The 11,416-nt window shown below is 70.3% G+C and carries 11 protein-coding genes; 6 read left to right on the top strand and 5 right to left on the bottom strand.

The window, feature by feature from the left end; all coding sequences use genetic code 11:
• Nucleotides 1-339 precede the first annotated feature (339 nt).
• Both KN815_RS40425 and KN815_RS40420 read left to right on the top strand, forming a co-directional pair.
• Nucleotides 340-1,035: a lysophospholipid acyltransferase family protein gene (locus tag KN815_RS40425; RefSeq protein ID WP_253209552.1), complete on the top strand. Its 696-nt coding sequence runs from the start codon at nucleotides 340-342 to the stop codon at nucleotides 1,033-1,035.
• 222 nt (nucleotides 1,036-1,257) lie between these two features.
• Entirely contained in the window at nucleotides 1,258-2,064 is an 807-nt protein-coding gene (locus tag KN815_RS40420) for an alpha/beta fold hydrolase (RefSeq protein WP_216346778.1), read from the top strand.
• A 131-nt stretch (nucleotides 2,065-2,195) separates the two neighbouring features.
• Here the strand turns inward: KN815_RS40420 and KN815_RS40415 are convergent, their stop codons facing one another.
• From KN815_RS40415 to KN815_RS40405, 3 genes are all read right to left on the bottom strand, one after another.
• Nucleotides 2,196-3,185 (bottom strand): aldo/keto reductase, encoded by a 990-nt coding sequence (locus tag KN815_RS40415; protein ID WP_216346775.1) that lies wholly within the window; start codon nucleotides 3,183-3,185, stop codon nucleotides 2,196-2,198.
• 53 nt (nucleotides 3,186-3,238) lie between these two features.
• Nucleotides 3,239-4,669: an argininosuccinate lyase gene (argH, locus tag KN815_RS40410; RefSeq protein WP_216346774.1), complete on the bottom strand. Its 1,431-nt coding sequence runs from the start codon at nucleotides 4,667-4,669 to the stop codon at nucleotides 3,239-3,241.
• 131 nt (nucleotides 4,670-4,800) lie between these two features.
• Nucleotides 4,801-5,997 (bottom strand): argininosuccinate synthase, encoded by a 1,197-nt coding sequence (locus KN815_RS40405; protein WP_216346773.1) that lies wholly within the window; start codon nucleotides 5,995-5,997, stop codon nucleotides 4,801-4,803.
• Nucleotides 5,998-6,162: 165 nt separating this feature from the next.
• Here KN815_RS40405 and KN815_RS40400 point away from each other — a divergent pair, with 165 nt between their 5' ends.
• From KN815_RS40400 to KN815_RS40390, 3 genes are all read left to right on the top strand, one after another.
• On the top strand, nucleotides 6,163-6,450 hold the full coding sequence (locus KN815_RS40400; protein ID WP_216346772.1) for a type II toxin-antitoxin system Phd/YefM family antitoxin: 288 nt from the start codon (nucleotides 6,163-6,165) through the stop codon (nucleotides 6,448-6,450).
• Nucleotides 6,443-6,859: a type II toxin-antitoxin system VapC family toxin gene (locus tag KN815_RS40395; RefSeq protein WP_253209551.1), complete on the top strand. Its 417-nt coding sequence runs from the start codon at nucleotides 6,443-6,445 to the stop codon at nucleotides 6,857-6,859. The genes KN815_RS40400 and KN815_RS40395 overlap by 8 nt, the downstream gene beginning before the upstream one ends.
• 95 nt (nucleotides 6,860-6,954) lie before the next feature.
• Nucleotides 6,955-7,197, top strand: coding sequence for a hypothetical protein (locus KN815_RS40390; RefSeq protein WP_216346770.1), 243 nt, complete (start codon nucleotides 6,955-6,957; stop codon nucleotides 7,195-7,197).
• A 123-nt stretch (nucleotides 7,198-7,320) separates the two neighbouring features.
• On the opposite strand, the gene KN815_RS40385 is transcribed toward KN815_RS40390, so the two are convergent.
• Both KN815_RS40385 and KN815_RS40380 read right to left on the bottom strand, forming a co-directional pair.
• Nucleotides 7,321-8,724, bottom strand: coding sequence for an NAD(P)-binding protein (locus tag KN815_RS40385; protein ID WP_216346769.1), 1,404 nt, complete (start codon nucleotides 8,722-8,724; stop codon nucleotides 7,321-7,323).
• Between the two features lie 246 nt (nucleotides 8,725-8,970).
• The gene (locus KN815_RS40380) at nucleotides 8,971-9,642 is read right to left on the bottom strand and encodes a TetR/AcrR family transcriptional regulator (protein ID WP_216346768.1); all 672 of its coding nucleotides are present in this window, start codon (nucleotides 9,640-9,642) and stop codon (nucleotides 8,971-8,973) included.
• A gap of 251 nt (nucleotides 9,643-9,893) precedes the next feature.
• Between KN815_RS40380 and KN815_RS40375 the strand changes: the two genes are divergently transcribed.
• On the top strand, nucleotides 9,894-11,222 hold the full coding sequence (locus KN815_RS40375) for a ferredoxin reductase family protein (protein WP_216346777.1): 1,329 nt from the start codon (nucleotides 9,894-9,896) through the stop codon (nucleotides 11,220-11,222).
• Nucleotides 11,223-11,416: the final 194 nt, after the last annotated feature.

Raw genomic sequence — 11,416 nt, 5'->3', positions numbered from 1 at the left:
GGCCGTCGCCGTGCCCGCGCCGCTCAGCGCCACCGCTCCCGCGCCGAGGGCCGCGGCCCCCAGCAGGGCGCGCCGTCCGGGCTGTTGCTCCCGCTCCATCTGCACTCCTTGATGTGGTGTTCAACACCTGTCAAATCCAGTCAGAAGATGGGCTGATGGTAGGCGTGGGCAGCTTTCCTACGAGAGACATCGGACGAAACGTGGAGGGAACGCGGGTCAACACTGCGTACCAGGTGGGTGAACCTGGTGTGCGCCGGGGCGCGACCGGCGAGTATCGTCCTCATCGGCGCTCCGGTGCGGTACGAGGTTGACGGACCGTACGACGGTGCGCCCCAGACTTTGACCCCGACCGGAGGGCCCGTGTCCCGATTCGCGTTTCTGAAGGCAGTACTCGGTCCGCTGATGCGCCTGATGTTCCGCCCACGGGTCGAGGGGGCCGAGGGCATTCCGGGCTCGGGTCCGGTGATCCTCGCCGGAAACCATCTCACCTTCATCGACTCGATGATCCTGCCGCTGGTCTGTGACCGTCAGGTCTTCTTCATCGGCAAGGACGAGTACGTCACGGGCAAGGGCCTCAGGGGCCGGCTGATGGCCTGGTTCTTCACCGGCGTCGGCATGATCCCGGTGGACCGGGACGGCGGACGCGGCGGCGTCGCGGCGCTGATGACGGGGCGCCGGGTACTGGAGGAGGGCCGGGTCTTCGGCATCTACCCCGAGGGCACCCGCTCCCCCGACGGCCGCCTCTACCGCGGCCGTACCGGTATCGCCCGCCTCGCGCTGATGACCGGCGCGCCCGTGGTGCCGTTCGCGATGATCGGGACCGACCGGATCCAGCCGGGCGGCAAGGGGCTGCCGCGGCCGGGCCGGGTCCAGGTCCGCTTCGGCGAGCCGCTGGAGTTCACCCGCTACGAGGGCATGGACCGCGACCGCTATGTGCTGCGGGCGGTGACCGACGAGGTGATGAGCCACGTGATGCGGCTGTCGGGTCAGGAGTACGTGGACATCTACGCCACGAAGGCGAAGGCGGCGGCCTGACGCTTCGGGCGAAACCCGCGGCGGTCCGGTGTCCGGGCCGCCGCGGTGGTGCGTAGGGGGTGGGGTGTCGGGGGCGCCGGGGTTCCGCGGCCGGGCGGCGGCGGTACCGTCTCCGGTCGGCGCCGACCGTCGGCAGCGGGGCGGAAGAGGGGCGGAAGATCTGATTCCGCTACCCGCTGGTCACCACCGGGCCCGGGCACTATAGTGCCGCGGGTGACCACGATGACCGTGCCCTCCCCCGACTTCGTGACACTGCGCGGCCGGCGATTCGCCCTGACCGATTTCGGCGGACCGGGCGACCCGGTGCTGGCCCTGCACGGCCACTTCGGCCGGGGCAGGATGTACGCCCCGCTGGCCGCCGCCCTCGCTCCCGAGCGGCGAGTGATCGCTCTCGATCAGCGGGGGCACGGGCTGACCGGCGGCGGTGGCCCGTTCACGCTGGACGAGTACGTGGCCGATGCCGCCGCGCTGCTGCGAGAGCTGCGTCTGGGCCCGGTCCCGGTCGTCGCCCACTCCACCGGCGCGGTCGGCGCGTACGCCCTGGCCGCCCGCCATCCGGACCTGGTGAGCGCGCTCGTCGTGGAGGACATCGGCGCGGTGACGGACCGTCCGGTGGTCAGCCATCCGGTGCTCGACGTCTCGGGGTGGCCGACCTGGGCCGTGGACCGGGAGAAGCTGCGCGCCGACATCGAGTCCCGGGGCATTCCGGACGCCTCGTACTTCCTCGACAGCGCCGAGCGGGACCCCCAAACGGGCGGCTGGCGGCTGCTGTTCGAGCCCAGCCATATGATGGCGTCCCAGCAGGCCATGTGCGGTGACTTCTGGGACGACTGGCTGGGCTCCTCCTGCCCCGCGCTGCTGATGCGCGGCGAGCACAGCCCGCTGCTGCCGCCGGACCACGCCCATGAGATGGTCGCCCGCCGCCCCAACACGAGGCTCCGTGAATTCGCCGGGTGCGGTCACTGGATCCACGACGACGCGCCCCGGCCGTACGCCCGTGCGGTCCGCTCGTTCCTGAGCGCGGTGTAGCCGCGTCTCTCTCCCCCCCGTCCCCCGCACGCCCTTCCGGCCTGGCCTCAATCGCCGGCCGGGCTGGAAGCAGCCGACTCACCCCATGCCCAGCCGGCCACCTGCCAGGAGGCCGACGGCCCCGCCAGGGGTCAGGACCAGGGCAGCCCGGCGCGGTGGTGCCAGTAGGTCTCCGGGGTTTCGGCCAGCCGCTCCAGCTCGGTGCGCCGGCGCTCGTCCAGGCGGAGGTCGGCGGCGGCCAGATTCGAGCGCAGTTGGGCCGTCGTGGCGGCGCCGGAGAGGACGACGGTCACCCAGGGGCGGTGCAGAACCGCCGCCAGCGCGACGGCGTCCGGAGTCGCGCCCGTCTCCTCGGCCACCTGGCGCAGGGCCGCCGGGAGCCGCTCGGCCGCCTCGGTGAGCCGGCCGTTGGCCACGGCCTCCTTGACGATGACCGCCCGGCCCGCCGCGTGGGCCTCGGCCAGCGCCGCCCCGGCCGAGGGCTCCAGCAGGTTGTAGGTGGACTGGACGGTACGGAAGAGCGGGCGCCCGTCGACCTCCACGGCCAGCGCCGCGCGGATCGCCTCGGCCTGGCGCGGACCGCTGGTGGACACGCCGACCGTCACCCCCTCGGCGGCCAGCTCCGCCAGCCGCGCGTGCAGCTCGCGGTCGGTGAGGGCGGGGCTTTCGGGGGTCACCGAGTGGATCTGGTAGAGGTCCAGCCGGTCGCCGAGCAGCGCGTCGGTCAGCCCGCGCTGCCGCTCGAAGGTCTGGAGGCCGTGGTCCTTGACCTCGTGCGTCTCGGCGTCCGTACGCCAGTCGGCGACGTACGTATAGCCCCACTTGGAGCCGACCACCACGTTCCGCGCGGCGTCCGGGCGGTCGCGCAGCCAGCTTGCGAGGAACTCCTCGGCCCGGCCGTAGGAGCGCGCCGCGTCCAGATAGCGCACCCCTGCGGCGTAGGCGGCGTCCAGCAGCTCATGGCTGCGCTGCCGCATCACCTCGACCGGGCGCTCAGCCGGGAGGTCCCGGTCCCGGCCGAGGTTGATATAGGCGGGGCGGCCGACCGCGGCCAGGCCGAGCCCGATCCGGGCCGCCCCCGCCCCGGGGGTCGCGATCTTCGCGAGTCGTTCGAAACCCATGGCCTGGTCCCCACCTCTCCCTTACGGGCTGACGTTCAGCGATGAGCCGATGGTCAGCGCTTGGCGCCCGCCCATGCGTACTGAGCGGCCAGATCCTCCTTGACCTCCGCGAGCTGGGCCCGCACCGCCACGGGGGCGGTGCCGCCGCGGCCGTCGCGTGCGGCCAGCGCGCCCGGCACATTGAGGACGCCGCGGACCTCGGGCGTCAGATGCGGGGAGATCTTGGCGAACTGCTCATCGGTGAGCTGGTCGAGCTCGATGCCCGTCAGCTCGCACTCCTTGACGCACTCCCCCGCGACCTCGTGTGCCACCCGGAACGGCACGCCCTGCCGCACCAGCCATTCGGCGATGTCGGTGGCGAGCGAGAACCCGGCCGGGGCCAGCTCCTCCATGCGCTCGCGGTTGACGGTCAGCGTCGCCATCATCCCGGTGAAGGCCGGGAGCAGCACCTCGAGCTGGTCGCAGGAGTCGAAGACCGGCTCCTTGTCCTCCTGGAGGTCGCGGTTGTACGCGAGCGGCAGGGCCTTGAGCGTGGCCAGCAGCCCGGTGAGGTTGCCGATCAGCCGGCCGGACTTGCCGCGCGCCAGCTCCGCGATGTCCGGGTTCTTCTTCTGCGGCATGATCGAGGAGCCGGTGGAGAAGGCGTCGTGGAGGGTCACGAAGGAGAACTCCTTCGTGTTCCAGAGGATGATCTCTTCCGCGATCCGCGACAGATCGACGCCGATCATCGCGGTGATGAACGCGAACTCGGCGACGAAGTCACGGGAGGCCGTGCCGTCGAGCGAGTTGGCGGACGAGCCCCGCTCGAAGCCGAGGTCGGCCGCGACCGCCTGCGGGTCGAGCCCGAGCGAGGACCCGGCCAGCGCGCCCGAGCCGTACGGCGAGACGGCGGTGCGCTCGTCCCACTGCCGCAGCCGCTCCGCGTTCCGCGACAGCGCCTGGACATGGGCGAGGACATGGTGGGCGAAGAGCACCGGCTGGGCGTGCTGGAGGTGCGTACGGCCGGGCATCGCGACGTCGGGGTGTGCCTCCGCGAGCCCCACCAGGGCCTGCTGGAGGTCGGCGATCAGCCCGCCGAGGATCCGGGCGTGGTCGCGCAGATACATCCGGAAGAGGGTGGCGATCTGGTCGTTGCGGGACCGTCCGGCCCGCAGCTTGCCGCCGAGGTCCGGGCCGAGCCGCTCCAGCAGCCCGCGCTCCAGCGCGGTGTGCACGTCCTCGTCGGCGATGGTGCCGGTGAAGTCGCCGGAGGCGACATCGGCCTCCAGCCGGTCCAGACCCGCCAGCATCCGCTCCAGCTCATCGGGGTTAAGCAGCCCCGCCGTGTGCAGCACCCGGGCGTGGGCGCGGGATCCGGCGATGTCGTACGGCGCCAGGCGCCAGTCGAAGTGCACGGAGGCGCTGAGCTTCTCCAGTGCCTCGGACGGGCCGTCGGCGAAGCGGCCGCCCCAGAGCCGGACGTCGCCGCTGTTGCCGTTGCTCACGCTGTTGCTCCTCAGACCAGGGGGTGTGCGTCCGCCTCCCCGCCGCGGGGCGGGGAGGCGGCTTGGATGTGGTCGCGCACGTCTCGTACGTCTCGCACGTCTCGTACGCGGGCTTGACGCTGGTACGCAGGCTACTGGTGCAGATCCCGCTTCGCGGCGATCTTGCTGGACATCCCGAAGATCTCGATGAAGCCCTTGGACAGCGACTGGTCGAAGGTGTCGCCGCTGTCGTAGGTCGCCAGGTTGAAGTCGTAGAGCGACGTCTGCGACTTCCGCCCGGTGACGACGGCCCGGCCGCCGTGCAGGGTCATCCGGATCTCGCCGCAGACCTGCTCGTTCGCCTCGGTGATGAAACCGTCCAGCGCCCGCTTGAGCGGCGAGAACCACAGACCGTCGTAGACCAGCTCGCCCCAGCGCTGCTCGACCTGCCGCTTGTAGCGGGCCAGCTCGCGCTCGACGGTGACGGCCTCCAGCTCCTGGTGGGCGGTGATCAGCGCGATGGCGCCGGGCGCCTCGTAGACCTCCCGCGACTTGATCCCCACCAGCCGGTCCTCGACCATGTCGATCCGGCCGACGCCCTGGGCGCCCGCCCGCTCGTTGAGCCGCTGGATGGCCTGGAGCACGGTGACCGGCTCGCCGTCGATCGCGACGGGGACGCCCTTGTCGAAGGTGATGATCACCTCGTCGGCCTCGCGCGGGGTGGCCGGGTTGGAGGTGTACTCGTACACGTCCTCGATCGGCGCGTTCCAGATGTCCTCCAGGAAGCCGGTCTCCACGGCCCGCCCGAAGACGTTCTGGTCGATCGAGTACGGGGACTTCCTGGTGGTCGCGATCGGCAGGCCCTTGGCCTCGCAGAAGGCGATGGCCGCCTCCCTGGTCATGGCGTAGTCCCGGACCGGCGCGATGCAGGTCAGATCGGGTGCGAGGGAGGAGATGCCCGCCTCGAACCGCACCTGGTCGTTGCCCTTGCCGGTGCAGCCGTGGGCGACGGTCCCGGCGCCGTGCTTACGGGCGGCGGCGACCAGGTGCTTGACGATCGTCGGCCGCGACAGCGCGGACACCAGCGGGTAGCGGTCCATGTACAGCGCGTTGGCCTTGATCGCCGGAAGGCAGTACTCCGCGGCGAACTCGTCCTTGGCGTCCGCGACCTCCGCCTCGACCGCCCCGCAGGCGAGCGCGCGCTTGCGGATGACGTCCAGATCCTCCCCGCCCTGGCCGACGTCCACGGCGACGGCGATGACCTCGGCACCCGTCTCCTCGGCGATCCAGCCGATGGCGACGGACGTGTCCAGGCCGCCCGAGTAGGCGAGTACGACGCGCTCGGTCACGGGTGCCTCCTTACGATCCATTGACGATCCATGCGTGCTTAGGCATAAGTATGCACTAGCCCGCATGGTTCGTCAAAGCGAGAGGCGACGCGAGCCGAGGCGCGTGGCCGCAAGGCTCCGCATTACAGCGCGACACGATGCAATGCGCCGCATTACACTGGAGCCATGAAAACCATCACGCAGCGCGAACTGGCGGCCCGCTCCAAGGCGGTGCTCGACGATGTGGAAGCGGGCGAGACGTACCACGTGACCAGGAACGGCGTCGAAATCGCCGAGGTCCGCCCCCTGGAGACCCGTCGCCGTCGCTTCGTCCCCGTCCAGGAACTTCAGCGCGAGTGGCGCAACGCCCCGCGCGTGGATCACGCCGCGATGCGGGCCGAAGCCGATGCCTTCTTCGGCGACGAGGACCGGGTCAGCGGTCAGGATGACCCGTGGGGGAAGTCAGGTGGCTGAACATGTGAGGGAACAACGGCCACAGGGTCTGCTGGACACCTGTGTTGTCATCGATCTCGTGGACATCCCGTCGGACCGGCTCCCGGTCGAGGCCGCCGTCCCCTCCGTGGTCCTTGCCGAGCTGACCCAAGGCGTCGCCATGGCCACTGATCCGGTGGAGACGCTCACCCGAGCGCAGCGCGTGGCCGACATCGAGGCGCGTTTCTCCACCGTCCCCTTCGACCGGGAAGCCGCCCGCCGATACGGCACCATGGTCGCCCTGACACTCAAGGCCAACCGCAATCCTCGTCCGCGCCGCATGGACCTCATGATCGCTGCCACCGCCGCCGCGCACGGACTGCCGCTCTACACACGGAACCCGGACGACTTCAAGGGCCTGGAGAGCGGCCTTGAGGTCATCTCCGTCTGACCGGGCGCGCGGACCGCTCGTGCCGCCGACGGGGTGATGTCACCATGGTCGGTGCTGGGGAGAGACCACTGTGGACCGAAGGGGAGTCGGGGCCCGTGCAGAAGAAGCAGATGATGGTGCTCGGCGCGATCGTGGTGGGGGTGATGGTGATCAACAACCACGGTGACGGCAACACCCGCGACGGCAAGTCGCCGAATCCGCGTCAGACGGCCCGGTATCCGGTCCACTTCGAGAAGAAGAAGGACGACGGGAAGGGTACCAAGAGCGGGAAGGGCGGCAAGAAGCAGCCCATACCGCGCTCTACAGTGTCCTACCCGATCAAGTTCGACCATCGGTGACATCGTTCGCGGCCCAGGCAGCCCGGGCCGACGCGACGTTCGAACCCAGGTGCACCACCTCGCCCACGGTCGTCATCTGCGCGTCCGGCACGCATCTGGCCGGCGTGTGGGTCGTGGGGGCGGTCAGTTCACCGCCGCGACCGCGTTCGCCTGGCGGAGCAGCTCCTCCAGCTTCCGCTTCTGGTCCTGGAAGATGGGCAGGAGCGCGGTCCGCTGCTCGGGTGAGAGCTCGGGGATCCGCCGGCCCATGAGCCGGCAGGTGCGGAGCCATTCGGCGAGGCCGGGGTCAGCGGTCCAGCGCACGATCCGCTCCTGGATGTCGCCGAAGAACTGTATCCAGTCCAGGGCGGAGTCGGGGTGCTGCGAGGGTGCGCACAGCGTGTTCTTGGTGTCGTCGTCGGCGCGACTCGCCTCGACGTGGGCGATGAGTGCGGCGCTGAAAACCTGCTGGCAGGGGATCACCGCCTGCAACGTGATGCGTGCTTGGTCGAACACCGGCACCGTCGGCCGACGCTCCAGGCCGTCGGCGGTGCAGTCGATGTACAGGGTCCCGGCCTGCGCGGTAATGGTGGCCTGGTCGAGTTCGATCGCGTTCTCGTCGATGCGCTTGACCCTGCCGTGGCGGACGATGTCGCCGATGCGGCGCAGTTGCTCGAGTTCGGCGCGGGCGACCGTCGCACAGCGGTAGGCGGTCGGCTCGATGCCGGGCGAGAGCCGCAGCAGCAGGCCGCTGTCCTCCAGCCGTGCGAACAGCTCTTGGACCGTGTCGGCGCCGGCCACAGCCTCGCGACGAGCCGCTTCCGTTTCCAGGTAGGAATTCCCGGGCTGGGTGTGGGCGCGGTCGAGCAGCCAGGAGTCGCGGGGCATGATCCAGGTGATGTCGGACGGATCGGTGCCGCGGCCGAGCAGCCACAGGCAGGCGTCGATGCCCGTCTTTCCCGCCCCGACGACGGTGTAGTGGGACGGCTGGCTCTGAAGGGCGGGCAGCTCGTTGGGGGTGATCAGGCGGACGCCGGGAGCGACCTCGTACTTGGGCGGCGCCATGGCCGGCACCGTGACGTTCATGTAGGTGGCGTCCACTGTCCGCCGTTTGACGGTCACCTCGAACGTGGCCCCGCTGACGATGGAGTGGAAGCGCTGGACGTCGGGCCGCTGTGGATCCGGGCCGTCGTAAAACGACTTGGGGAAGTAGGAGAGCCGGCCGGTCGGCAGAAGCGTCTTGTGCATCACCTGGTCCAAGTAGGTCAGGATCTCGCCGGCCGAGGCCAGCTCATGCAGCCCGGCGTTCCAGCCGTCCTGGTCCACCGCGCCGCTGCCCAGCTCGCAGGAGTTGACGCCGTAGAAGGCCGACGGCTGGTGCAGGCGGACGAAGGGGTAGGCGACCGTCCAGTGACCGCCAGGCTGGTCATAGCGGTCGACGATGGCCACCGTCGCGTCGGTTTCGGCGATCAGGGTGTCGGCGAAGGCCATGCCCATGGCCCCGGCCCCGACGATCAGGTAGTCGACCTCAAGAGCTGTCGGTTTCAACGGATGCCGTCCTTTCCTCAGTTGCTTTTCGAAGGTGGGGAGGTCGTTCCAGTAGCGCAGATCGCGGAAGCGCCGCCCGGCTCGGCGCACAGGCCGCCGCGCAGCAGGCGGGACAGCGGATACCAGATGCCGTGACCGCACGGGGCGGCTCACACCGCCGCACTCACGACCACGCGGCAGCGCCCGGCCCCGGCGCGGGGCGAGACGCCGGAACCCGCGAGAGGCGCCTCGGGGTGGACGAAAGTGTCAGGAACCGGCGGGGTTCAAGCCGGCGACCTGCTCTTCCTCGGCGGTCGTGAGGGCGACCACCGGCATGTCCGTCAGGCCGGCGGGGACGCGCAGGCCGTCCAGGACGATCGTCAGGCAACGCCTCCACACCTCGCTCGAGACCGGCTGGGTGTGCTGAATCGCGCAGCTCACCATGTAGAAGATCAGGGGCAGGTCCGTCGTTGCCAAGTCCGGACGCAGCAGGCCGGCGTCCTGGGCACGATGCATGACCGCGTCGGACGCGGGCATGAACTTGCGGCGCGCCTGCGCCACCAGGGGACGGCCCCCGACCTCGGAGAACACCACTTCCCGCAGTCCGCGATCGACTGCCATCTCCTCCAACACCATGGTCAGCAGACCGACGAACCCCTCCCACGGGTCGTCATTCGCCAGAGCCTGCTCGGCGGCGACCACCAAAGTATCGACACGCTCTTCGAACAGCTCGTTGATCAGCGCTTGCTTGTTGCCGAAAAGCCGGTAGGACGTGGCCACTCCGACACCGGCATGGCGAGCGATGTCGTCAAGGTTCACCCCCAGCCCCCGCTCGGCGAACACCTCCCGAGCGGCCAGGAGCGTCCGCTGCCGGTTGGCCTCGGCATCGCGCCTCAGGCGCCGTGCGCCACGGGGCGCGGATGAATCCGTTCCGTCCATGAGCCCACACTAGCATTATCTGGAGTTGCCAACTCCAGATAAAGGGTCACCTTCGCTCTCCACGAGCGGGCCCCACTGGGGTGAAGGGACAGGTGTGTGGCGGTGCGGCTGAGCCCCGACCGAAACCCGTGAATCCCGGCGGCCTTTGAGTCATCCCGTGCTCGCGGCCGTATTCCCTTGCGCCGGAGCCCAAGGGAAGGGGACAGGCCGTGACGACGCTACTGAACAGCCGGGCCGGGCGGCGGCAGGCCATGCGCCGCATCCAGCCTCGCCGTTCGCCGGCCGTGCCGTTGATCCTGCTCAGTTGGGCGGGCGCGGCGGCGGTGCTGTCGCTGTGGTGGCAGAACACTCCGAACGTCGAGGGCACCGCACAGTGGCTGACCCACGCCGGGCGGCTCAGCGGGCTGCTCGGCGGCTATGTCCTGGCCCTCGTCGTCCTCCAGATGGCGCGCGTTCCGGCGCTGGAGCGGCGGGTGGGGTCGGACCGGGTGGCGCGGTGGCACGCGATGAGCGGGCGGTACGCGCTGTGCCTGATCGTGGCGCATGTCGGGCTGATCATCGCGGGATACGCGGAACAGGCCGGCACCGGCTTCGTCGACCAGTCGGTGACCGTGGTCACGGACTACCCGGACATGATCAAGGCGACGGCCGGCACCGCGATGCTGGTGGTGATCGGGCTGATCTCGGCCGGGATGGTGCGCCGCCGGATGTCGTACGAAGTCTGGTACTACCTGCATCTGCTCACCTACGCCGCGGTCTTCCTGACCTTCTGGCACCAGCTCGCGACCGGTGCGGAATTCGTCGGGAACAAGACCGCGGAGACCGCCTGGTACGCGCTGTACGGCACGGTCACCGCGCTGGCGGTCTGGTACCGGCTGCTGGTGCCGCTGCGGCTGAATCTGCGGCACCGGATGCGGGTGGCGGCCGTCGTACCGGAGGCGCCCGGGGTGGTGTCGGTGCTGATCAAGGGGCGCAAGCTGCACCGGATCGGGGCGCAGGCCGGGCAGTTCTTCCGGTGGCGGTTCCTGGCCCCGGGCATGCGCTGGGGCTCCCATCCGTACTCGCTCTCCGCGCCGCCCCGGCCGGAGCTGCTGCGGATCACGGTGAAGGCGGTGGGCGGCCACAGCACCGGGCTGGCCTCGCTCCAGCCGGGGACGCGGGTGTGGGCGGAGGGGCCGTACGGCGCGATGACGGCGGCACGGCGCAGCCAGGGCAAGGTGCTGATGATCGCGGGCGGGGCCGGGATCACCCCGATCCGGGCGCTGTTCGAGACGCTGCCGGGCAAGGGCAGCGATCTCACCCTGCTGTACCGGGCCCGCAGCGTCGGGGATCTGGCGCTGTGGAGCGAGCTGAAGCAGATCGCGACCGAGCGCGGGGCCCGGCTGCTGTACGCCGTGAACGGCCCGGACGGCGCCCGGCCGGAGATCACCGCGGAGCGGCTGGGCCATCTGCTCCCCGATATCGAGGACCACGACGTCTATCTGTGCGGCCCACCGGGCCTGGCCGAGCACGCGTACGGGGCGCTGCGTGAGGCGGGCGTTCCGGATCGCCGGATCCACCACGAATCCTTCGAGCTGTGACCGAGACATTCGAGCCGTGACCCAGTCGTTCGAGCCCCCAGTCGTTCGAGCTGTGACCGAGGGGAAGCCTTGACTTCCGCCTCCGCTTATAGGCGGGGGATTCCAGCGGTTGCCCGCTGGGGTTCCTGCTTCACCGACGACCGCCCCGTCCGGGAGGACTCCCGTTGAGGTCTCACACCGTCTCCACAGGCAGA

This window comes from Streptomyces niphimycinicus, from assembly GCF_018883605.1.
Lineage (GTDB): Bacteria > Actinomycetota > Actinomycetes > Streptomycetales > Streptomycetaceae > Streptomyces > Streptomyces niphimycinicus.
This window is presented reverse-complemented; position numbering and strand designations above follow the sequence as displayed.